Source organism: Pseudomonas sp. JL23 (assembly GCF_056933585.1).
In genome coordinates this window covers 1,533,893-1,557,389 of record NZ_CM167795.1, presented here as the reverse complement: position 1 = coordinate 1,557,389, position 23,497 = coordinate 1,533,893, and the positions used below count along the sequence as shown (strand labels likewise).

Annotated in this window: 20 protein-coding genes; 13 read left to right on the top strand and 7 right to left on the bottom strand. The window is 56.0% G+C overall.

Annotation, left to right across the window (positions count from 1 at the left end; translation table 11 throughout):
* Positions 1 to 210: 210 nt before the first annotated feature.
* On the top strand, positions 211 to 813 hold the full coding sequence (locus AC1Z24_RS07275; protein WP_483745102.1) for a Yip1 family protein: 603 nt from the start codon (positions 211 to 213) through the stop codon (positions 811 to 813).
* A gap of 113 nt (positions 814 to 926) precedes the next feature.
* Positions 927 to 1,421 carry a SprT family zinc-dependent metalloprotease gene (locus AC1Z24_RS07270; protein ID WP_483745101.1) on the top strand — a complete coding sequence of 165 codons (495 nt, stop codon included), beginning with the start codon at positions 927 to 929 and terminating at the stop codon, positions 1,419 to 1,421.
* 193 nt (positions 1,422 to 1,614) lie between these two features.
* Here AC1Z24_RS07270 and AC1Z24_RS07265 read toward each other — a convergent pair whose 3' ends face one another.
* The gene (locus AC1Z24_RS07265; protein ID WP_483745100.1) at positions 1,615 to 2,931 is read right to left on the bottom strand and encodes a dicarboxylate/amino acid:cation symporter; all 1,317 of its coding nucleotides are present in this window, start codon (positions 2,929 to 2,931) and stop codon (positions 1,615 to 1,617) included.
* Between AC1Z24_RS07265 and AC1Z24_RS07260 the strand changes: the two genes are divergently transcribed.
* On the top strand, positions 2,930 to 3,232 hold the full coding sequence (locus tag AC1Z24_RS07260; RefSeq protein WP_483745099.1) for a hypothetical protein: 303 nt from the start codon (positions 2,930 to 2,932) through the stop codon (positions 3,230 to 3,232). The two genes, AC1Z24_RS07265 and AC1Z24_RS07260, sit on opposite strands and share 2 nt — an antisense overlap.
* A gap of 37 nt (positions 3,233 to 3,269) precedes the next feature.
* Here the strand turns inward: AC1Z24_RS07260 and AC1Z24_RS07255 are convergent, their stop codons facing one another.
* From AC1Z24_RS07255 to AC1Z24_RS07245, 3 genes are all read right to left on the bottom strand, one after another.
* Positions 3,270 to 4,616: an ATP-binding protein gene (locus AC1Z24_RS07255; protein WP_483745098.1), complete on the bottom strand. Its 1,347-nt coding sequence runs from the start codon at positions 4,614 to 4,616 to the stop codon at positions 3,270 to 3,272.
* Positions 4,613 to 5,290, bottom strand: coding sequence for a response regulator (locus tag AC1Z24_RS07250; RefSeq protein WP_259099199.1), 678 nt, complete (start codon positions 5,288 to 5,290; stop codon positions 4,613 to 4,615). The genes AC1Z24_RS07255 and AC1Z24_RS07250 overlap by 4 nt, the downstream gene beginning before the upstream one ends.
* 94 nt (positions 5,291 to 5,384) lie before the next feature.
* On the bottom strand, positions 5,385 to 5,999 hold the full coding sequence (locus AC1Z24_RS07245; protein ID WP_483745097.1) for an outer membrane protein: 615 nt from the start codon (positions 5,997 to 5,999) through the stop codon (positions 5,385 to 5,387).
* Between the two features lie 194 nt (positions 6,000 to 6,193).
* Between AC1Z24_RS07245 and AC1Z24_RS07240 the strand changes: the two genes are divergently transcribed.
* Positions 6,194 to 6,991: a dienelactone hydrolase family protein gene (locus tag AC1Z24_RS07240; RefSeq protein WP_483745096.1), complete on the top strand. Its 798-nt coding sequence runs from the start codon at positions 6,194 to 6,196 to the stop codon at positions 6,989 to 6,991.
* Between the two features lie 213 nt (positions 6,992 to 7,204).
* Positions 7,205 to 7,927 carry a 4'-phosphopantetheinyl transferase family protein gene (locus AC1Z24_RS07235; protein ID WP_483745095.1) on the top strand — a complete coding sequence of 241 codons (723 nt, stop codon included), beginning with the start codon at positions 7,205 to 7,207 and terminating at the stop codon, positions 7,925 to 7,927.
* A 144-nt stretch (positions 7,928 to 8,071) separates the two neighbouring features.
* On the opposite strand, the gene AC1Z24_RS07230 is transcribed toward AC1Z24_RS07235, so the two are convergent.
* Both AC1Z24_RS07230 and AC1Z24_RS07225 read right to left on the bottom strand, forming a co-directional pair.
* A complete protein-coding gene (locus AC1Z24_RS07230) occupies positions 8,072 to 9,676 on the bottom strand; it encodes an ATP-binding protein (RefSeq protein ID WP_483745094.1) in 1,605 nt (534 codons plus the stop codon).
* A gap of 3 nt (positions 9,677 to 9,679) precedes the next feature.
* On the bottom strand, positions 9,680 to 10,417 hold the full coding sequence (locus tag AC1Z24_RS07225) for a response regulator (RefSeq protein WP_483745093.1): 738 nt from the start codon (positions 10,415 to 10,417) through the stop codon (positions 9,680 to 9,682).
* A 746-nt stretch (positions 10,418 to 11,163) separates the two neighbouring features.
* Here AC1Z24_RS07225 and AC1Z24_RS07220 point away from each other — a divergent pair.
* The 5 genes from AC1Z24_RS07220 (at position 11,164) to AC1Z24_RS07200 (ending at position 19,800) form a co-directional block, all read left to right on the top strand.
* A complete protein-coding gene (locus tag AC1Z24_RS07220) occupies positions 11,164 to 14,076 on the top strand; it encodes a ribonucleoside-diphosphate reductase subunit alpha (protein ID WP_259099188.1) in 2,913 nt (970 codons plus the stop codon).
* A gap of 96 nt (positions 14,077 to 14,172) precedes the next feature.
* Positions 14,173 to 14,343 carry a YhfG family protein gene (locus AC1Z24_RS07215; protein WP_483745092.1) on the top strand — a complete coding sequence of 57 codons (171 nt, stop codon included), beginning with the start codon at positions 14,173 to 14,175 and terminating at the stop codon, positions 14,341 to 14,343.
* A gap of 837 nt (positions 14,344 to 15,180) precedes the next feature.
* Positions 15,181 to 16,428 (top strand): ribonucleotide-diphosphate reductase subunit beta, encoded by a 1,248-nt coding sequence (locus AC1Z24_RS07210; protein ID WP_259099185.1) that lies wholly within the window; start codon positions 15,181 to 15,183, stop codon positions 16,426 to 16,428.
* Positions 16,429 to 16,559: 131 nt separating this feature from the next.
* Positions 16,560 to 18,746, top strand: coding sequence for a sensor histidine kinase (locus AC1Z24_RS07205; RefSeq protein ID WP_483745091.1), 2,187 nt, complete (start codon positions 16,560 to 16,562; stop codon positions 18,744 to 18,746).
* Positions 18,739 to 19,800 (top strand): response regulator, encoded by a 1,062-nt coding sequence (locus AC1Z24_RS07200; protein ID WP_483745090.1) that lies wholly within the window; start codon positions 18,739 to 18,741, stop codon positions 19,798 to 19,800. Before AC1Z24_RS07205 ends, AC1Z24_RS07200 begins: the two co-directional genes overlap by 8 nt.
* A 26-nt stretch (positions 19,801 to 19,826) precedes the next feature.
* Here AC1Z24_RS07200 and AC1Z24_RS07195 read toward each other — a convergent pair whose 3' ends face one another.
* A complete protein-coding gene (locus tag AC1Z24_RS07195) occupies positions 19,827 to 20,801 on the bottom strand; it encodes a DNA cytosine methyltransferase (RefSeq protein WP_483745089.1) in 975 nt (324 codons plus the stop codon).
* Between the two features lie 80 nt (positions 20,802 to 20,881).
* On the opposite strand from AC1Z24_RS07195, the gene AC1Z24_RS07190 reads away from it, so the two are divergent.
* The 3 genes from AC1Z24_RS07190 to AC1Z24_RS07180 all read left to right on the top strand — a co-directional run bounded on the left by AC1Z24_RS07190 (position 20,882) and on the right by AC1Z24_RS07180 (position 23,368).
* Positions 20,882 to 22,063, top strand: a complete 1,182-nt coding sequence (locus tag AC1Z24_RS07190; protein WP_483745088.1) for a restriction endonuclease — start codon at positions 20,882 to 20,884, stop codon at positions 22,061 to 22,063.
* A gap of 5 nt (positions 22,064 to 22,068) precedes the next feature.
* Positions 22,069 to 22,509 carry a very short patch repair endonuclease gene (locus AC1Z24_RS07185; protein WP_483745087.1) on the top strand — a complete coding sequence of 147 codons (441 nt, stop codon included), beginning with the start codon at positions 22,069 to 22,071 and terminating at the stop codon, positions 22,507 to 22,509.
* A 298-nt stretch (positions 22,510 to 22,807) separates the two neighbouring features.
* Entirely contained in the window at positions 22,808 to 23,368 is a 561-nt protein-coding gene (locus AC1Z24_RS07180; RefSeq protein ID WP_483745086.1) for a BRO-N domain-containing protein, read from the top strand.
* Positions 23,369 to 23,497 lie beyond the last annotated feature (129 nt).

Sequence of the window (23,497 nt, the reverse complement as noted above, 5' to 3'; positions counted from 1 at the left end):
ACGGTCATTTTATGATCCGCAGGCTATGAGCACGCCCGCTTACATTGCCAAACACTCTAAGCACGCCGGTTTTACGGCGGTCTGACTTCCTATACTCGATAAGGTCGCAACCTTGTCATATAGAACGCAATCGAGGCTGTGGCTGTGCCGTGCAAGGCCAGTGGCTACGCGAGGGCATAGCGCCTAACCGAGATAAAAGGAGTCAACGCCATGATCAATCACGTCTGGGGTCTGTTCACTCACCCCGATCAAGAGTGGCATCAGATCCGCGAAGAGAAGGAAGAAAGCATCGGCCACATGTACCTCACCCACACCCTGATCCTGGCAGCGATTCCGGCGATTTCCGCCTATATCGGCACCACCCAGGTCGGCTGGGTGATCGGTGATCGCGCCCCGGTGATGCTGACCCACGGCAGCGCCATCTGGATGGCGGTCATGTCCTATGTCTCCATGCTTATCGGCGTAGGCGTCATGGGCGGTTTTATCCACTGGATGGCCCGCACTTACGACGCCACCCCCAACATGGCCCGCTGCATTGCCTTCGCCACCTACACCGCCACCCCGCTGTTCATCGGCGGGCTCGCGGCGCTGTATCCGCATATGTGGCTGGGTCTGGTGGTGGGCACGGCGGCCATTTGCTACACGGTCTACCTGCTGTATGTCGGGCTGCCGACCTTCATGAATATCCATGCGGACGAAGGGTTCATGTTTTCCAGTTCCGTACTGGCAGTCGGCCTGGTGGTGCTGGTGGCGATCATGGCCTTTACCGTCGTGCTCTGGGGCATCGGTGTCGGCCCCGAGTACACCAACTAAATACCAGCGGTCGGGCCGCCGCTATCGACGGCGGCCCATTCCGTGTATCGGCTTGAGTTTTCGCAATACGCCCTCACTACGGCATACTTGGCGCCTCTGGAGAGCCAGCAAGCATGCCCGAGCACATCAACGCCCGCGTCGAAAGCTGTTATCAGCAAGCCGAAGCCTTTTTCAAACGCCCCTTCAAACGCCCCGTCGTCAGCCTCAAGCTGCGCGGACAGAAGGCGGGCGTCGCACACCTGCACGAAAACCTGTTGCGCTTCAATCCGCAGCTGTATCGGGAAAACAGCGAAGACTTCCTGCGCCAGACCGTGGCCCACGAAGTCGCGCACCTGGTCGCCCATCAACTGTTCGGCGGCAGCATTCAGCCCCATGGCGAGGAATGGCAACTGATCATGCGCGGCGTCTACGAGCTGCCGCCCAACCGCTGCCATACCTATGAAGTGAAGCGTCGCAGCGTGACCCGCTATATCTACCGCTGCCCCTGCGCCGACAGCGATTTCCCCTTCTCCGCCCAACGTCACCAACTGGTGCGCAAAGGGCGGCGGTATCTGTGCCGACGCTGTCGCGAGACGCTGGTATTCAGCGGGGAAGTGCGGGTGGAATAACCCACGGCCATCTCTGCTTGTTGTGGGACCGGCTTTAGCCGGGAAGGCATTTGACCTGATCACGAAAATGCGCAGGATGTCCCGGCCCTTTCCCGGCTAAAGCCGGTCCCACATGACCTGCGCTCCCCTGAAAACAAAACACCCCGCCAGAGCAGCGCTCTGGCGGGGTGTCGGGTGACGCTTGGGCTAAGGCTTAGGCCTTCTCGGCAACACCCAGGTCGTCTTGAGGACCCAGAGTGGTGATGGGAGTGCCACCAGAGGCCAGCTCGGCAGTCATCTTGTCGCTGTCCAGCTCGCCAACCCACTTTGCCACAACCAGCGTTGCAACCGCGTTACCGACCAGGTTGGTCAAGGCGCGGGCTTCGGACATGAAGCGGTCGATACCCAGGATCAGCGCCAGACCTGCAACCGGCAGGTGGCCGACAGCGGACAGGGTCGCCGCCAGAACGATGAAGCCACTACCGGTCACGCCTGCAGCGCCTTTGGAGGACAGCAGCAGCACCAGCAACAGGGTGATCTGGTGAGTGATGTCCATGTGGGTGTCAGTTGCCTGGGCAATGAACACGGCCGCCATAGTCAGGTAGATCGAAGTACCGTCGAGGTTGAACGAGTAGCCGGTAGGAATGACCAGACCGACAACCGACTTCTTGGCACCCAGACGCTCCATTTTCACCAGCATGCGTGGCAGGGCCGATTCCGACGAGGAAGTACCCAGTACGATCAGCAGCTCTTCACGGATGTAGCGAACCAGACGCAGGACGCTGAAGCCGTGAGCGCGGGCGATGGCACCCAGTACGACCAGCACGAACAGTACGCAGGTGATGTAGAAGCACAGCATCAACTGGCCCAGTTGCACCAGCGAACCGACGCCGTAGGCACCGATGGTGAACGCCATGGCGCCCAGTGCACCCAGTGGCGCGAGCTTCATGATCATGTTGATGATGTTGAACATCACATGGGCGAAGCGATCGATGAAGTCCAGGATCGGCTTGCCATAGGCACCCAGGCGATGCAGGGCAAAACCGAAGATCACCGAGAACATCAGCACTTGCAGGATATCGCCGTTGGCGAAAGCGCCGACGATGGTGTTCGGAATGACGTTCAGGATGAAGCCGATAACGCTTTGATCTTTACCTGCGGTGACGTAGGCAGCGACTTTCGAAGCGTCCAGGGTCGCCACGTCGATGTGCATGCCGTCACCCGGTTGCACGACGTTGACCACAACCAGACCGATCAGCAGGGCCAGGGTGGAAACGATTTCGAAGTAGAGCAGCGCGTAACCGCCGGTCTTGCCCACCGACTTCATGCTCTGCATGCCGGCAATGCCGCTGACGACCGTACAGAAGATGATCGGCGCGATGACCATTTTGATCAGTTTGATGAAGCCGTCACCCAGTGGCTTGAGAGCAACACCGGTCTGCGGATAGAAGTGACCCAGCAGAATGCCGATCACAATGGCAACGATGACCTGGAAATACAAGGATTTGTACAAGGGCTGACGAGTCGTCATGGCAATGATCCTCAAGGGCAGCGTCGTGCATCATCATCTGACGCTCGCGATACCTGTGGCGCTAACCCTCCTGCACTGGAGGGATTTGTTTTGTCGAGCTGCGCTGGGCAGTCCTGGCTCTGTTATCGCAAGGCGCGTGCCAGTTCTCGAAAAAACCCTGTACACCCCTGAATCCGGAGCTGTGCGGCGAAAAAGCCTGAAGAAGCCGCTTGAGCATGTGGCGGTTTTCCGCCTGATCCCGAAAAAAAAGCCCGGACGTTGGCGGGTATCCGCCGCCGCCCGGACCAATGGGGATCATTAAGTGATAGCACAATGAGGGAAAAATGATGGCCCGCAGATCAGGCCGCGAGGAAATGAATGCGAAACGCCGCGCCCCCCAGTTCCGAGTCACCCAGGGTCAGGCGCGCGCCATAGCTTTCGATGATGTCCTTGACCACCGCCAGGCCGATGCCTTGGCCGGGATGCTGGCGATCCAGTCGCTCGCCACGTTCGAGAATGCGTGCCCGCTGGCTCTGGGGTACGCCGGGGCCGTCGTCCTCGATGCAGAGCTCGTCACCCAGGCGCGAAGAACGCTGGGTGACGCGGACTTCGCTGAGGCACAGGCGATAGGCGTTTTCCAGCAAATTGCCGAGCATTTCCAGTAAGGCGCCCTCTTCCATGGCCACCATGCTTTGCTCGGGCAGGTCCAGGCTGACCTTGACCTGCTTGTCGCGGTAGACCTTGTCGAGGGTGTTGCACAGGCTTTCCACCACCGGGCGCAGGGCTACGTGATGACGGACCAGGCCACTCTTGCGCAGGCTGGCACGCTGCAACTGATAACCGATCTGCTGGCTCATGCGCTCGATCTGCGTCTGCAGGACCCGCGCCTGCTCCATATCTTCGGGGCGTTTGGCGATGGTCTCGCTGACACCCTGCAATACCGCCAGGGGCGTCTTCAGGCTGTGGGCCAGGTCGCCCAAGGAATCGCGATAACGTATGCGTTGCTCACGTTCGCTGGACAGCAAGCGGTTCAGCGAGCCGGTCAGGCGCAGCAATTCGCTGGGGTGCTGCTCGCTGAGGCCGTCACGATTGCCCGCCTCCACCTCGTCCAGTTCCTGGCTCAAGCCACGAAGGGCACGCAGGCCCCAGGTCATGCAGAGCCAAAGCAACGCCATCAGCGCCAATAGCGCACCGCCGAAGCCCAGATAGAGTTTGCGGCGCAGATCGGAAATGGTTTCCTGATACTCGCGCACCGGTAGCAGCGAGACGATGCTGAACGCCGCATTGCGCCCACCGAGCAACTGGATCTCGACATCGTTGACGAAAAACTCCTCGCCATTGATATCGCGCAGCTTGCTGAATTCATCGCCCTTGCCGTCATAGCGCGGCACGTAGTTGATATCTTCGGCCTCGGCGGCCCGGGAACGCCAGACCAGGTGTCCCTGGCGATCATAGATGTAGCCGATCAAACGGCTGCCCGGCAGATTGAACTGCTCGCCGGGCAACACCGTCGGCATCAACAGATGATCATCCTCGATGCGCGCCGCCGAAATCAGCGTGGTCACATCCGAGGCCAGGCGTTGTTCAATGGAGCTGCGTAGCGCCAGGCTGAAGGTTCCCTGCAAGGCCGGGAGCAGCATCAGCATGAAGATCACTGCCAGGATCGCGGCAGCCAGCATCAGGCGCAGGCGCAGCGAACGAATCATGTACAGCGCTCGGTAAACAGATAGCCCAGGCCGCGCACCGTATCGATGGGTTTGAAGCCCGACTGGCCTTCGAGCTTGCGTCGCAGCCGCCCGACCAGCACCTCGATCACGTTCGGATCACGCTCGTCATCGTCGGGGTAGAGCTGCTCCATCAGGCGCTCCTTGGGCACCACCTGCTGGTGATGACGCATGAGGTATTCGAGAATCCGGTATTCGTAGGCCGTCAGCGCCAGAGGCTGCTCGTCGAGTGCAGCCTGCTTGCGGTTCAGGTCCAGCAGCAAGGGACCGGCAACGATCGTCGACTGGGTAAACCCGCTGGAACGGCGCAATAGCGCATTGAGCCGCGCTTCCAGTTCTTCGAACTGGAATGGCTTGACCACATAGTCGTCAGCGCCGGCAGCCAGGCCTTCGACCTTGTCCTGCCAATTGCCCCGCGCGGTGAGAATCAGGATGGGGAAGGTCTTGCCATCCGCACGCAGGCGACGAATCAGATCCAGTCCGCCCATGCCCGGCAGGCCCAGATCGATGACTGCCAGATCGTGATTGAATTGCCCGACCTGATACAAGGCTTCATCGGCATTGCCAACGGCCTCGACCACATGGCCGCTTTCCCGCAGTCGGGTTTGTAAGTGATGACGCAATAGCGCCTCATCTTCAACCACCAACAATTTCATGTCGCTCTCCCAGGCAAACAGCGCCCCGCTGCATCAGATTAACAACAAAGCCGGACCTGAGGTTCAGGCCCGGCCACAAGTACTGCAAAAATGATCAGAACAGGAAATTGGCCGCCAGGTAGCTCTGGGCGCTGCTGTTCAAACTCAACGAACCCTGCTTCGGGCCGCCATGGCTGGAAACCTCATGGCCGGCATTGCCCCGCAGATAACGGTAGCCAAGTTCCAGCGAGGTATTTTGCGAAAGGTTATGCATAACACCCGCCTGTGCACCGTAGGCATAGCCCCAGTCAGTGCCACGGCTCATGCCGGAGGATTCATGACTCAACTTGGTCATGCCCAAGGTGCCGCCGCCAAACAACTGAGTGTTACCGCTCCAGCCCACCGGCACGAACATGTCGTAGCTACCCAGCAGGTTTTCGTGGCGCAGCTTGAGGCCGTTGTGGGAGCCGGACACATTGTCGTAAGTGGCGTAGTAACGGTTGGCGTTGGTCTGCTGACCCAGGCGCACGCCCCAGGTGGTGTCCTTGCCGATGATGCCATCGGTGTTGGGGCGATTGAGGTTGTCGTTGAGCGCACGAGAGTGCTGGATCTTGTCGCTGGTATTGCCCAGGGTGACGCTGGCGAAATTGCGAACACTGTCGTTGGCTTGCAACGCGGTGCTGCTACCCAGGAAAGCCAGTGCCAGAAGAGTCTTGTTGAGTGCGTGCATGGTGATGTCCTTATGCGCCAAGCGCGTTGTGAGTACGCAGCAAAGACTATTCGCGCAGCCCTGAACCCACCCTGAACACCCTCTGAACCTGCACTGAACGAATAACCCGGCAAAGCAGTCACATTGACACCATCGCTGAACTACTCTTCGTCATCTACCCCCGATGCAGCATTCGATTTAAGAAGGAGCTGACCATGCGTTTCTGGATCGCAGTAATGATGATGGGCCTGGCAAGTCTGGCCCAGGCCGAAATCAAGACTCAGGTGTTCAACTATCAAAGCGCCGACGGCACGCCACTGGTGGGGTACTACGCCTATGACGACGCCATTATCGGCATCCGCCCTGGCGTCATCGTGGTACACGAATGGTGGGGGCTGAACGACTACGCCAAGAAGCGCGCCCGTGACCTCGCTGCTCTGGGCTACAGCGCTCTGGCCATCGATATGTATGGCGAAGGCAAAAATACCGAGCACCCGGCCGACGCCCTGTCCTTCATGAAAGCCGCCACCGCCAACAGCGCGGCCTCGGCCCAGCGCTTCGAAGCGGGCGTGACCCTGCTCAAGCGCCAGCCGCAAACCAACCCCTATAAAATCGCCGCCATCGGCTACTGCTTCGGCGGCGGCGTGGTCCTGGATGCCGCGCGCCGTGGCGATCCCCTCGCTGGCGTGGTGAGCTTCCATGGCGCGTTGAATCCACGGCCAACCACGATGCCTAACAGCATTAAGGCACCGATCCTGGTCGAGCACGGCAGCAAGGACAGCATGGTCACCCCAGTCGTGGTACAGGCGTTCCGCAGTGAAATGGACAACGCCCAGGCCAGCTACACCATCGACACCTTCGACGGTGCCAAGCACGGTTTCACCAATCCCGACGCCGACCGCCTGAGCCACGGCGAGCATGGCGGCCCGGATATTGGCTATAGCAAGCAGGCTGACGAGATGTCCTGGGCGAATATGAAAACCTTTCTTGCCCAGGTATTTGCCGACCAATAACTGGAGGTCCAGTTATTGGCGAACTCTGTGGGAGCTGATGGGGTGACCACCGTGTGGGAGCGAATTCATTCGCGAAAGCGTAGAGACAGGCGATGAAAATGTATCGGCTGTCCCGGCTCTTTCGCGAATGAATTCGCTCCCACCTTGATTCGTGCTTGCCTGCTATACCTGCCAGGCTTCCCTCCGCCCCCATCCCCCGGCAAAATGCCGTCCATGAACCCATCGACGCCCCTGCCCGCCTGCTGCCCGACCCTCAGCCGCCACTGGCCCCTGCCGCAACCCCTGGCGGATGTGGTGCTGGTCAGCAGCCCGTTCGACCCGCAGCAACTGCAGCCCGGCGACTTCCAGCACTGCGCCATTGCGCCCCCGGCGAGCATTCAGCGCTCGGTGGCCAAGCGCCAGACCGAGTTCCTTGCCGGGCGGCTCTGTGCCCGGGAAGCCATGCGCCAGCTGGATGGCCGCCTGTGCGTGCCGGAACTGGGCGAAGACCGCGCGCCGGTATGGCCAAACGACTTGTGCGGTTCGATCACCCACAGCCAAGGCTGGGCCGCCGCCATCGTCGCCTCGCGCCAGCACTGGCGTGGCCTGGGCCTGGATGCCGAACACCTGCTGAGCCATGAACGCGCCGCGCGTCTGGCCGGGGAGATCCTCACCGCCGATGAGCTAACGCAGATGGCCACTGAGCCTGCCGATCAGCACGCCCTGCGCGTGACCCTGACTTTCTCGATCAAGGAAGCGCTGTTCAAGGCGCTCTACCCGCTGGTGCACAAGCGCTTCTACTTTGAAGATGCACAACTGGTTGAATGGTCCGCCGACGGCCATGCGCGTTTACGCTTGCTGATGGATTTGTCCGGTGAATGGCACCGGGGCAAAGAGTTGGAGGGGCAGTTCAGCGTGCGGGACGGGCAGTTGCTCAGCCTGATCGCCGTAAAATGAGTTCATTTTGTGGGACCGGCTTTAGCCGGGAAGGGGACGGTACACCCGATATACCTTTTGCGTGCGCCCCATCGTTTTCCCGGCTAAAGCCGGTCCCACACAAGCAGATCCCCTCCACCTGATAAAAACCTGACTGATTCACGCCTACCCCTGCCGACTCGGCCACGCCAGACTGAAACACGCCCCGCCCAACGCTTCGCTATCGGCAATCAATGCGCGGCCGCCATGCCAGTTGATAATCCGCCGCACAATCGATAGCCCCAATCCATGCCCGCCCGACGCCCGTGTGCGGCTGTCGTCCAGGCGCATGAACGGCGTGAAAAGCCGCTCCCAGGCGCTTTCGGGAATACCGGGGCCGTCGTCTTCGATATCGATGCGACAACGCTGAGCATCCACCTCAAAGCTGACCAGCACCCGCGATTCAGCATGGCGCATGGCGTTGCTGATCAAATTTTGTAACGCCCGATGCAGATAACGCGGCTCGGCCTCGACCCAGGCGCCGTCACAGTCTTCGGCGACCCGGCATACTCCCCGACTGACCTGCACCGCCGCCCGCAGCGGCGCCAGTTCGGCAATTACCTGATCGATCATCTGCTCCAGATTCACCCGCTGGAAATTCAGGGTCGGCGCGCCCTGCTCCAGGCGCGCATAGATCAGCATCTCGTCGACCAGCTTGTCGAGGTCCTGAATATCGTGATCCATGCCCAACAGATATTTCTGACGCATCTCAGCGGTGGTCGCATCGTTGACCATTTCCAGGCCAAAGCGCAGGCGCGCCACTGGCGTACGCAGTTCATGGGACACCGCCCGCACCAGTTCGCGCTGGATCATCAGCGACCGCTGCAAGTGCTCGGCCATGCCATTGAACGCCGCCGCCAGCCGCCCAACCGAATCGGCACTGGTCTGCGGCACGCGAGTTTGCAAGCTGCCCTGGGCGATCTGGGTCGCGGCGGCCTCCAGTGTCTGCACCCGTCGCTCGAGACGCCGCACCAGCAAATAGACCACCAGACCGATAAAGCACAGGCCGACCAGCGCAATCAGTATCAGCAACTCCGCTGGATACGGGTTGAGCGGATACAGCGGGCCGATTTCCAGCATCCACGGCGTGTTGGCGATGCCGGCGAAGACCCGGATCGAATCGCCGCCCTTGGCCAGGGCCATCACCGTATCGCCCTCGGCAATGCGGCGGCGTTGATCGTCGTCGATATCGGCCTTTTTCAGCGCGACCAGACGTAGATCGAAGCCGAAACCCTTGCTGATGCGCAGCATTTCCAGACGTTGCGGCTGTTCCTGCACGGGAAAGCGCACCAATTCATCAATCAGCAGATAAATAGTCGCCCGGGCCAGTTGCTCGCTGATCTGGCGCACCTCGCCGGTCAGCAGCAATGGCTCCTGCTCGCTGAGCTGGCGATAGACCTTGGCCGCATGAGGGCCAAGCTGCTCAACCACCACCTGGCCGCGGCTGAGGCGGCTGCGGGTGCCACTGCTCAGATGCGCCTGTTCGGGGGCTTGCAGGTCCAGGGGAATGCCCAACAGGCGCTCCCAGATCGCCATGGATCGGCGCCGCTCTATGGCATCCATAGGCCGCAGGTTGTCGGCCATCAGCGTGAACGTGCCGTGGGCAAGCTGTTCGCGGTATTGGTCGCTGCGCACCTGATTGAGCAGATGAAGGGTGAGCACGCCGAGCAGCGCTACGAGTACCAGTACGCCAAGCATGCCGCCATAGATGCGCAAGAAAATCGAATTCATGGCTCAGAGGCTCCGGTTCAGACCGGGCATGTCCTGGGCCGCTTCCGGGACAAACAGATAGCCCTTGCTGCGCACCGTCTTGATCAGGCGTGGATGTTCAGGATCGTCGCCGATCCGGGGGCGAATACGCGAGATTCTGACATCAATGGAGCGATCCTGACCGTCATAGCCGATGCCGCGCAAGGCGGTGAAAATCTCTTCGCGAGAAAGAATCCGCCCGGCATTGCTGACCAATAGCCAGAGCAAATCGAATTCGGCACTGGTCAGTTCGATGCTTTGCTCGCTCAGCCAGGCTTCGCGCAGGGCGTTGTCCACCACCAACGGACCGAACACCAGACGACGTGCCTCGGCAGTCGGCGGTTGCGGGGTTTCGCTGCGGCGCAGCAACGCATGGATGCGTGCCAGCAAGACCCGCGGATGCACCGGTTTACAGACAAAATCGTCGGCGCCAATGTCCAGCCCCTGAATCTGGTCGCTGTCGTCGGTACGCGCGGTGAGCATCAGGATCTGCCCGTCATAGCGCGAACGCACCGAACGACAGATGCTCAAACCGTCTTCGCCCGGCAGCATCAGGTCGAGGATCACCAGATCCGGCTGCTCATCGACAATGCGCTTGGCCGCCAGGGCGCTATTGCCCTCGATGGCCACCTTGAGACCGTTGTTCTCCAGGTAATCGCGGGTCAGCTCGGCCAGACGCTGATCATCCTCGACAATCAGCACCTGCCAGGTTTCGTTTGCCACTAGAGCCATCCTTTAGTTGTTCTTATATGAATGCAGCACACTACAAGCATCGACCCCGTGGGAGCGAGGCTTGCCCGCGAAGAGGCCGGTACATCCGAGACACAATCGAAATTGAGAAATCGTATTCGCGGGCAAGCGCCGCTCCAACAGATCCACTTTCCCCTATCCCGATCCATTTTTTTGTGATCCGCATCCCGCCCCAAAAAGCCCGCCCTGGCCCGACACAAGACTGTAAAAATCCATGACCAACGGTCGACGCCAGTAGTTACGCGGCCTACACGCGAGAGGGACGTTTCACACACAAATTACACACAGTTTTATCCACAGGTCATGCGTTGCAATTGGTGTCCAAAACGCATTATCTTGTAGCCCGCCGCAGAAAAAACCCTACATGTAGGGTTTTGATCAAAAAGCCAAACACATTTCAAATGGAAAACTCAAGGGTTTTTCTTGCGTCTTTGGGGTTGAACCAAACCCCTGTTTTGTGGCCCAACCGCTCGCGCGAACGGCCGACGTTGCTACCCCACACCATCGGGTCGAACGGTACATGTGTTGCAACATAAATATCGCATTCTGTAACAGATTTCCGAGCACCGGGCGCTGACCCGGACTCCTTCGACTTCAAAGCCTTCCTCGAGTCCGTTTTGAAGTCCTTATTGGCCGACGTTTGTCGGCCAAATGCCTCAAGACGGAACGGTGGGCACCCTGACAGTGCCCAAATAAACATAGAGAACGTGGAGACACCCATGCAAACAGACACAACTCGCGAGAATCCGCAGGCCATCGCGCCGCAGACAGGCGACTCCCAGCAGGACCTGTCCGCAACCGCTCCTGGCCAGCTGCGCGTGATCAAGCGTAATGGCACTGTTGTTTCCTACACCGATGACAAGATCACCGTCGCCATTACCAAAGCGTTTCTTGCAGTTGAAGGCGGCACCGCTGCCGCTTCGTCGCGCATCCACGATACCGTTGCCCGCCTGACCGAACAGGTCACCGCGACCTTCAAACGTCGCATGCCGTCGGGCGGCACCATCCATATCGAAGAAATCCAGGATCAGGTAGAACTGGCGCTGATGCGCGCCGGCGAGCAAAAAGTGGCTCGCGACTACGTGATCTACCGTAACGAGCGCTCCAAGGAGCGTGCCGTGCGTGGCTCCGATGCACCGGTCCAGGCACACCCGTCGATCCGCATTACCCGCGCCGACGGCAGCACCGCTCCACTGGACATGGGTCGTCTGAACACCATCGTTACCGAAGCCTGCGAAGGCCTGGCCGAAGTCGATGCCAACCTGATCCAGAACGAAACCCTGAAGAACCTGTACGACGGCGTGGCGATGAAAGACGTCAACACCGCGCTGGTGATGACCGCCCGTACCCTGGTCGAGCGCGAGCCGAACTACTCGTTCGTCACCGCCCGCCTGCTGATGGACACCCTGCGCGCCGAAGGCCTGGGTTTCCTCGGTGTCGCCGAAAGCGCCACCCACCACGAAATGGCCGATCTGTACGCCAAGGCCCTGCCTGCCTACATCGCCAAGGGTATCGAGTTCGAACTGCTGAACCCTGTGCTGGCCTCCTTTGACCTGGAAAAACTGGGCAAGGCGATCAACCATGAGCGCGACCAGCAGTTCACCTACCTGGGTCTGCAGACCCTGTACGACCGCTACTTCATCCACAAGGATGGTATCCGTTTCGAACTGCCGCAGATCTTCTTCATGCGCGTGGCCATGGGCCTGGCGATCGAAGAGAAACAGCGTGAAGACCGCGCCATCGAGTTCTACAACCTGCTGTCGTCCTTCGACTACATGTCGTCGACGCCGACCCTGTTCAACGCCGGCACCCTGCGTCCACAGCTGTCCAGCTGCTACCTGACCACAGTGCCCGATGACCTGTCGGGCATCTACCACGCGATCCACGACAACGCCATGTTGTCCAAATTCGCGGGTGGCCTGGGCAACGACTGGACTCCCGTCCGCGCGCTGGGCTCCTACATCAAGGGTACCAACGGCAAGTCCCAGGGCGTCGTACCTTTCCTGAAAGTGGTCAACGACACCGCCGTAGCCGTCAACCAGGGCGGCAAGCGCAAGGGCGCTGTCTGTGCCTACCTGGAAACCTGGCACATGGACATCGAAGAGTTCATCGAGCTGCGCAAGAACACCGGTGATGACCGTCGTCGTACCCACGACATGAACACCGCCAACTGGATCCCTGACCTGTTCATGAAGCGCGTCTTCGATGACGGCAAGTGGACCCTGTTCTCGCCATCGGAAGTCCCGGACCTGCACGACCTGACCGGCAAGGCCTTCGAAGAGCGCTACGAGTACTACGAAGCGCTGACCGAATACCCAGGCAAGGTCAAACTGTTCAAGACCATCCAGGCCAAAGACCTGTGGCGCAAAATGCTCTCCATGCTCTTTGAAACCGGCCACCCATGGCTGACCTTCAAAGACCCGTGCAACCTGCGCAGCCCGCAACAGCACGTGGGCGTGGTCCACAGCTCGAACCTGTGCACCGAGATCACCCTGAACACCAACAAGGACGAGATCGCGGTCTGCAACCTGGGCTCGATCAACCTGCCGAACCACATCGTCGACGGCAAGCTGGACACCGCCAAGCTCAAGCGCACCGTGGACGTAGCCGTACGCATGCTCGATAACGTTATCGACATCAACTACTACTCCGTGCCGCAGGCGAAGAACTCCAACTTCCGCCACCGTCCGGTCGGCCTGGGTATCATGGGCTTCCAGGATGCGCTGTACCTGCAACACATCCCGTACGGTTCCGACGCAGCCGTCGAGTTCGCCGACAAGTCCATGGAAGCGGTCAGCTACTACGCCATCCAGGCGTCCTGCGACCTGGCCGACGAGCGCGGCGCCTACGAGACGTTCCAGGGTTCGCTGTGGTCCAAAGGCATCCTGCCACTGGACTCGCAACAGATCCTGATCGAACAGCGTGGCCAGAAGTACATCGACGTTGACCTCAACGAATCCCTGGACTGGGCGCCGGTTCGTGCCCGCGTACAGAAAGGCATTCGTAACTCCAACATCATGGCCATCGCACCGACCGCGACCATCGCCAACATCACCGGCGTATCGCAGTCGATCGAACCGACCTACCAGAACCTGTACGTGAAATCGAACCTCTCGGGCGAATTCACCGTGATCAACCCGTACCTGGTCCGCGACCTCAAAGCCCGCGGCCTGTGGGACTCGGTCATGATCAACGACCTCAAGTACTACGACGGTTCGGTACAACAGATCGAGCGCATCCCGCAGGAACTCAAAGAGCTCTACGCGACGGCCTTCGAAGTGGACACCAAGTGGATCGTCGACGCCGCCAGCCGCCGTCAGAAGTGGATCGACCAGGCTCAGTCGCTGAACCTGTACATCGCCGGCGCCTCGGGCAAGAAACTGGACGTGACCTACCGCATGGCCTGGTACCGTGGTCTGAAAACCACTTACTACCTCCGTGCCCTGGCCGCGACCAGCACCGAGAAATCGACCATCAACACCGGCAAGCTCAACGCCGTTTCCAGCGGTGGCCACGGCCCGGACGACTCGGCAATCGCCGCCCCTCGCCCAACCGAAGCCGCCCCGGCCGGTCCGGCGCCAGTGCCTAAAGCCTGCGCCATCGACGAGCCGGACTGCGAAGCCTGCCAATAAGCAACACCCCGGCAACCTCGCTCCCACCGGAGCGAGGCCAGCCCGCGAAAAGGCCCGCAAGGGCCTTCAACCGCAGCCCGATCTGACCTAACCGCTATGCCAACCCCTACCCTCGCAAGCAAAAAAGCCTACTGCGCCAAAACACGCAGATCCAACTACGCAGCCAGCCTGCGCTTTAGCGGCTTTCCCTGCACACCACTGGACGCCGAACGCCCTCTGCCATCGCGCGAACAACTGCTTAACACCTACCGCAACACCCCCGCCTGAGACACCTCCTTCGAGGGAGCCGGCTTGCTGGCGATCGAGTGAGCAACATTTTTGTAGGAGGTTTCGCAGTGCCCCTGACACCGCTCTGTCGCGCAGCAAACACAGAACCGTGGGACCGGCTTTAGCCGGGAAAGCACAGGCAAGATCGATACATCTCTATCGCCTGTCCCACAGTCTTCCCGGCTAAAGCCGGTCCCACGGTCAGTTTTCCGGGCCGCGGCCAGGCTATCAAAGACGAGGCGAAATCGTCTGCCACCCACAACCATTCGTCGCCTGCCAAAACCAATTCCCCCACAAACCCGGTCCAAATAAGACGCCCTTAACCCCACAACCCCCAACCACCGCTGCCCCGACCAAAATTGACCCGAATCAAGCCAATAACCCTTAGCCAAAAACCCTCTCAACAACGATTGCCGCAAAACGCCTGACACTGTATCTTGCGTTTCGAAATGTAAAAAAACACCAGATAAGGGATTTTCGCTCCGTTTTGGCCCATTCACCACGCACCATGAATGACCACCCGAAACACCCGAAAAAAAAGCGAAAATCACACCTCAAACGTCGTCACGGATGAACAAGTGCCGGGCAAAATCTGTATAATCCCGCGCTCGCTCCAGGGTACTCAAATGACCATTGGCACACGCAATGCTGTCTTACCTGAAAGCAACCTCTACTACCCGTTTTGTTCGCCTGTGTGGCCCCGCGCCGCGGCGGCAAATCCGTTGATCGACCTGCAGCCCCACAAGCCAGTCGATCCCGAGTAAATCTCGAAATCCGTTGCCAACGTCAGCGATACGACGCGGGCACTACATCCTTTGAAATTCAGGAGCTTCCACCATGCTGAGCTGGGACGAATTCGATAAAGAAGACGGCGAAGTAGTCGCCAAGGCAACCAACGCCGGTCACGCCAACGAAGCCAACATGGACCGCCTCGACAGCGCCGGTGGCGCCGCGGCCCTGGAAGCTCGCAACATCACCGCCAACGACTCCGCCGCCCTGATCCGCGCGAAAAAAGCCCTGGACGCCCTGGACGTCGCCGAAGGCCTGGCCGAACTCGAAGGCGCCAGCGCCCGTGTCGCGGTCGATGAAAAGCGCATGATCAACTGCCGCGCCGACCTCAACCAGCTCGTACCTTTCAAATACGACTGGGCTTGGCAGAAATACCTCGACGGCTGCGCCAACCACTGGATGCCGCAAGAGGTCAACATGACCGCCGACATCGCCCTGTGGAAAGACCCCGAAGGCCTGACCGACGACGAACGCCGCATCGTCATGCGCAACCTGGGCTTCTTCTCCACCGCCGACTCCCTGGTGGCCAACAACCTGGTCTTGGCCGTGTACCGCCTGATCACCAACCCGGAGTGCCGCCAGTACATCCTGCGCCAGGCCTTCGAAGAAGCGATCCACACCCACGCCTACCAGTACTGCATCGAATCCCTGGCCATGGATGAAGGCGAAATCTTCAACATGTACCACGAGATCCCATCGGTCGCGAAAAAAGCAGCCTGGGGCCTGAAATACACCCGTTCGATCTCCGATCCGAAGTTCGAAACCGGCACCGTCGAAACCGACAAAGAACTGCTGCGCAACCTGATCGCCTACTACTGCGTACTGGAAGGCATCTTCTTCTACTGCGGCTTCACCCAGATCCTCTCCATGGGCCGCCGCAACAAAATGACCGGCGTCGCCGAGCAGTTCCAATACATCCTGCGCGACGAATCCATGCACCTGAACTTCGGCATCGACGTGATCAACCAGATCAAAATCGAAAACCCACACCTGTGGGACGCCGAAATGAAGGAAGAAGCCAGCCAGATGATTCTGCAAGGCACCCAGCTGGAAATCGAATACGCCCGCGACACCATGCCACGCGGCGTACTGGGCATGAACGCCGCGATGATGGAGGACTACCTCAAATTCATCGCCAACCGTCGCCTGTCGCAGATTGGGTTGAAGGAAGAGTATCCAGGCACCACTAACCCGTTCCCATGGATGAGCGAGATCATGGACTTGAAGAAAGAGAAGAATTTCTTTGAGACTCGGGTTATTGAGTATCAGACTGGGGGGGCGTTGAGCTGGGATTGATGATGCCATTAAGCCATGATATAAGAGTCTCTGCATGAAGTAGGGAAGACAAAAAAGCCCTGAGATCAGGGCTTTTTATTATGTGAATAAATTCAGCATTACCAATTACAACGCAAGGGAAGGATCTCCTAGTGTTACCACACAACTTCAAACCACGAGCGCGTCTAATTAGAACGATCGGTGATAAGCTCGTCAGCGGACCGATCGCCGCAATTGTCGAGCTGGTCAAGAATGCACACGACGCGGACTCTGCAACATCGATTATAAAACTAAAATCTAATGGGCAGTCTGAGGCATTGAAGATTGAAGTCCTCGACCAGGGCCACGGAATGACCTATGACACAGTAATTAACTCATGGATGGAGCCCGCGACCGAAAACAAAGTAAAAAAAACCATATCTATCGGCGGCCGGAAGCTTCTTGGCTCTAAAGGCATAGGACGTTTCGCAGCATCAAGACTGGGCGAGTTGATGGTATTATCAACCTCAGCAATTAGTGCGGACGAAACACATGTAGAAGTAACGACAGTCAAAATAGATTGGAAAAAATTTGATCAAGAAAAATATCTTGACCAAATACCTATCAGGGTCCGACGAAGCACTAAAGATCTCGACTACCCCACTGGAACTACTATTCGGATCAGAGAGCTTCGAGATAAATGGGTGGCATCTGAAATCCTAGAACTTTATCGAGAGCTTCGCAGATTAACATCACCATTAGAGACAAAAAAAACAGCTCTTCCATCTCCACTAGGTTTCTCTATATATCTAGATTTATCATCGCTATCTGATAAAAACCTTCCTTTGGCCATCATAGAACCTGCAAAAAAAGGCCAAATAGAAATCGTTCCTGCACCAATTTTAGACAGCGCTGATTATGAAGTGACTGGAAAGTTCGATATAGCGGGGAATTTTTCGGGGGAAATGAGATTTAACGCTCTTGGGGAAAGCTTTTCAGAACCAATAGAGTTGCAGTTTGATATTGAAGATGAATCTGGTTTATCTCCTTGTGGAGAGCTAGATATACGCCTGCTGATATTTGATAGAGAATCATCCTCAATTGAAGCTCTGATATCGCGCGCAAAACTCGAGGGATATGGGAAAAGAGCTGCGCGAAAAATTCTCGATGATATGGCTGGGGTGGGAATTTACCGAGACGATTTCAGAATCAGGCCGTATGGCGATAAAGACCAAGACTGGCTAGGATTGAGCAGCCGCAGAGTCGACAACCCATCAATTAGAATTAGCCCTAATCAGATAGCAGGCTTCATATCAATATCGGATGAAAAAACTAGCAACCTTATAGAACGGAGCAGCCGCGAAGGGCTTGAGACAAATGGCAGCTATAAGCGCTTGCAACAACTAATATTGAATCTGCTAGGATCCACTATAGAACCCATGCGCCGTCGAGTTCGTGAAGGCACAGGAAAGGGTTTACGAAAGCCGCGGCATGATTCGTTTATAGAAGCAGCTGAATTCACCTGGAAAGAAAAAATACTCTCTGAAATCCCAGCAGCCAAACGAGATGCAGCTCGACTAATCATAGAAACTGCGCAAGAAGAACTTAAGAAGAGAGTTATCGAACAGATCGAACACGAGCGTTTTCTAGAAGCAAGAGCCACGCTTGGCAAAATCATCGCAGAAGTCCTACACGAGCTTAGAACTCCTTTAAAATCAATAAGCGGACTACTAAGACACTTAAATTTTGACTGGAAAAAACTTACAACTGTAAAAGCCGAAGAAGAACTCGAATTAAAAGATTCGTACAACTCAAGAATTTACGAAAACACTAAACAATCAAAACGCATGGAAAAGATGCTATCGCATCTTGACCCTCTTGCGACAAAACGGTCAGGCCCAATGACTGTACACGACGTCTTCTCCTCCGTGCTCTCAGCCGTTGAAGTATTGAGATTCAAAGCATTGGAAGATGGCGTGAGCTTACAGATGGAGGGAGAGCCAGGCCATCAATATATGGGTTACGGTGACGAGATCCAAACTGCTCTTATAAACCTGGTTGATAACTCAATTTTCTGGTTAACCAAAAGCAAGCCTCTTAAACCAATGATTAGAGTCACCATACTTAACGACCAGCAGAATATCGTGATCCGTGTCGAGGATAACGGCCCTGGGGTAAAAGACAGCTACAAGGATTCAATTTTTGAACCAGGCTTCACAACAAAAGCTTCAGATGGCCAAGGTTTAGGGCTCGCGATCGCAAGAGAGTCATTAGCTCGAATAGGAGCTACTCTAGAACTTAAAAATATACTACCAGGCTGTACATTTGAAATAACGATCAAGGAAGTCAAAAATGTCTAAACAAGAAATATTTCTACTATTCATAGAAGATGATAGTCAACTACATATAAACTTCAAAAAAGAAACAGAAATGTTTAACGAGAGAGACGCCGATATAACAATCGTACCCACTTGTGTTCTATCGATGGAAGCAGCTATTAGCTCACTCAAAAATTCTCGATATGATATTATCGTAACTGATCTAAAACTGGCTACTGGCACTCCTGATAAAGATGCAGTAACCATTGGCAATGATTTCATAAGACAACTCAAAAACATGTCTCCATGCCCTATTGCTATTTTGACAGGAAAGCCGACCGACGTAGATACAACATCTCTCGATCTAAGTTCCATGGCGAAATTCGTCAAAGATTCAGAAGCAGAGAGTCAAATATTTCAGTGGTTAAAAACAAAGCTTTCACTCGTACGGCTCATGCGTGAGTCATATAAGCTTTTAAATAATGAGCTAGCTCCATTGTTTCACGGTGGGGTAGCGAGCAGAATATCAACTGGTCAAACTTCAATTCCTGCGGACTCAGCCCTCCGCGTGATTTTAGAGAATGTAGCCGACAGCATATTAACTGTTAATAGCACGACAAAGTGTCACCCCCAAGAGAGCTATATCCTACCCGTAACTCGAAACCAAGTTATGACTGGAGACCTTATTAATTACTCCGAACAGGTATGGGTGATTCTCACTCCCGCCTGCGACATTATACGATGCGCTGGAACATATAAAATACTGTTAGCTCGTTGCCGCGGGCACGAAAAATATGGAAAATACTTAGAAAACGCATCAAAAGGTGACTTTTCATCGTTAACATCATTAATAAATCAGTCTAATAATGTAAAGACTCATTTTTTGCCTCCAATCAAGAAAGGATCTGAACCCTATATTGTGGACTTTGAAGATCTTTTGACTGTGGAATACTCCAATCTAACAGCCAAAAACATTATAGCCGCAATCTCTCCAAAATTTCTACCAAACTTAATCCACAGATTTTCCGCTTACTTAGGAAGACCAGGCGCCCCAGACATAGACTCCACACACTGTATGGAGCACTCCCAAGCTTAAACAAAAAGCTCCAATTGGAGCTTTTTTTATGCAGCTGAAGATATATTTTTACTTAAAATAAGTGAGTTAACAATTGACTCCATAACGGGAGAACATACGGCATTCCCCATCAACTTAACTTTCTCTCGCCGTGTTACATCAGGAAAGCGATAATGACTAGGAAACCCCATAGCTTTTCGCAATTCATCAGGTTGAAGCATACGCATCATATGCCCATCCGAAGATGGTCTTACCAAAGCAAAGCGGTCTACAGTGGTGACTGTCCTCAAGGGGGCATCAATGCGTTGCCATCCGCCTCCACCGTCGGTACCATAATAAACGATTAAAAATGGCTTATCTGGCCCTAACTCCGTTATTGCTCTATCGGCACGAGCAAGTGTCTCCTTCGCTCGCTTTGGTGTTCTGAGCGGGGTCATTTTATATACCCCATCTTCAGCCAAAATATCTTGGACAAATTTGGCTTTCGCATTGACTGGCACTATTAACTCTGGGATTTCCTGCAAATCTGCAATCATGAATAATCTACGCCGACGCTGAGCAACCCCAAAGCATGACGCATCAATCACTTGCTCTCGCACATTGTACTTTAGTCGAATCAGCTCATCCATCAGCTCTTTGTATCGTCCCCATGGCTTCATGTGAACAACATTTTCTAAAGTTATCCAGCGAGGCTTCATTACCTCAGCATATCTTATAACTTGAAACGCCGTATCCTTGCTCTCATCCGAACGCGGCTTACTTCCTCTGGCGCAAGTGTGATGTGTGCACTCTGGTGACGAAATCAGCATGTCTATAGGTCCGGTCTTTTTTAGCACTTTTTCCGGCGTCAGTATTCGAAGATCCTCTTGAAATACATGGGCTTCCGGAAAGTTACGGCGAAAAGATTCGACTGCTGGTCCCCAAAGATCTACCCCGCCTACAATTTTGGCCCCTCCCTCACGAGCTCCCAAGCTGCTGCCTCCAGCACCACAGAACATATCAAAAACGCGAATCGGATCCATTTTCAAGCCTTAAATTAATTCTCTAGCCAGGTTACCTGGTTCCGGGCACCATCCCAATATGATGGCACAAGGACACCACGATGACCTCCAATCGGCTTTTCTCTGTTACCGAGCTATCCAGCTCGGATCTCATGATTGATGCGCACTATGCAGGAAGCCGTAATGGAAACTCCAGCGATGATCCTCTCAACAAGCTTCTAAATGTCAGTAATCAGGGTGGATTTCGCATTCGAGGCAAACGGAACGATCCCAACCTGATCGTCCTGCTCTCCAGCATGGAGGACCTTGACTGGCCTGATGAGATAGATCTCTCTACCGGGACCTTCGTCTACTACGGGGACAACAAAAAGCCGGGGCGTAAACTGGACGAAACCAACCGCTACGGCAACAACCTTTTGGAGCTGGTATTCGCTCGACATCACTCAGGTGAACGTAACCTTGTACCTCCGATCCTAATTTTTACGAAAGCGGGGGTCTACAGAGACGTGGTTTTTCGAGGCCTTGCGGTTCCTGGCCAGATAGGCAGCACTCACAACGATGACCTCGTTGCGGTCTGGCATGCCAGCAATGGTCAACGATTTCAGAATTATAAGGCGACCTTTACGATCCTCGACTTGCCCCAAATACCAAGAAAGTGGCTCGCCGACATAATCGAAGGAAAGCCCGCGACTGAGAGCAAGCATGCTCCTTCGGATTGGCTAAAATGGGTCAAATCTGGGCAGTACACCCCTTTAATCGCTAAGCGCTCGCAGCCAATTCGCTCGCGAAAAGAGCAGCTTCCTACGACAAAAGATGACTTAAAAATACTCGCGGCCATCTATGAGTATTTCCAGACAGATCCGTATGGATTCGAAGCATGCGCGGCTCATCTGGTTCGAGTCTGTCTGCCGGACACCGTTGAACTTGACCTGACACGACGTTACCGCGACGGAGGAAGGGATGGAATTGGCAAATTGCGAATAGGTCGAACAGCTTCTGCCGTTTTGGTCGACTTTGCGATTGAAGCTAAATGCTACGCCTTGGCAAACTCTGTAGGGGTTCGCGAGGTATCACGGCTGATATCGCGTCTCAGGCATCGACAATTCGGGGTGCTGATCACGACCTCATGGCTCCACGATCAGGCATACAAAGAAATCGTAGAGGATGGACACCCGGTTATGATTCTCTCAGGAAAAGACATTGTGGATCTTGTCAGACAAACTGGTTTGCAGGATTGCGACGCTGTGGTGAATTGGTTGGTATCGAGCTTTCCCTTGGGCTGACAAACATGTGCGCAGACGTTTTCACTTCCGAGCAACGCTCTGAGGTCATGTCGAAGATCAAGGGCAAAAATACCAAGCCCGAGATGATTGTGCGTTCGTTATGCCACGCCCTAGGCCATCGCTTCCGTCTTCATAGAAAAGACCTTCCTGGAGCACCTGATCTTGTTTTTCCGAAACATCGACTCTGCCTTTTCGTCCATGGATGCTTCTGGCACCAGCACCCCGGATGCAAGTACGCCTACCAGCCAAAATCCAGGCCCGAGTTCTGGCTGCCCAAGCTGCAGAAGAATGCGAGCAGGGATCAAAATGTCATGAGAGATTTACAAAGTCTGGGCTGGAGGGTGTATGTCGTCTGGGAGTGCCGAACCAAAAAGCCCGAACTGCTTGAGGCAGAGATCAAAGCAATGTTCAAAGCTCTTCACCCAGAACCACATTCTCTCGCTTAATCTGCCTGCAGGGTATTTTCAGAAATGTCCTACAAGTCTTCCTCTTGCCCACGCTGCGCTCGGTCCCTACCCTTGCGCCGCGCCTAAGAAACGCTCCCACACAGCGGCCGGACCGCTCCCGATAAAATGCGGCTTTTTTGTACCTGCGGCCTTCGGCTGCGCGTCATAAAATCGTTATGCCGGGAGTGGACTAATACAATACCCGAAAGGGGAATACGTCCGGCCCGTCTCTGTGTGGGGTTTCTTAACTCCCGGCACCTTAGCCCTAAGAACGCTAAATCGCACAGAGGTAACAACGATGTCGAATGTCTCTTCCCCCAGGCCAGCCAGGCCTGAACCCCACACCCCCACCCTCTTCCTCCACCACAACCGCCCCCTACGCACTCTCCTCCTGGAATCGCAAATCTGGTTCTGCGCCCGGGACCTTGGTCGTCTGATGAGTCGCCCCTTGAGTGAGCGCACCACGCGCAAGCTGGACGAGGATCAGCGGCGGACGGTGTTGCTGGCTGATCATGGTGAGGCGGTGGCGGAGTTGATGGTGACGGAGTCGGCGGTGTATGCCTTACTGGCTCAGCACTATCACATTGATAACCGTGGCCTGCGGCGGTGGATCAGTAATGAGGTGGTGGCGTCGATTCGGGATGGTGAGTTGCCGGTGGATTGTGTGCAGCCGAGTTTGAGTTTTCTGCAGTGGCCGGGGTTGTCGGTGAGTCTGTTGCATTGGCAGAGCGAGCCGTGGATTCGGTTGCGGGATATGCCGCGGATGTTGCCCCATGGAGCGGCGCCGACGGAGCAAGGTGTGCGCAAAAGGCGGCTGCCCTGGTGGCGGGCGGCGTGGCAGGTGTTTCGGCTGAGTTGATTGGGCATAGGACAGCATTTGTTGGCGAAGCAATCGGTCGGTGGTGACCGGGCTATTGCTTCGCGAATGAATTCGCTCCCACAGGGTTGTGCTGTGTTCGCCGATTGGCGAAGACATAAAGGCAGGAAG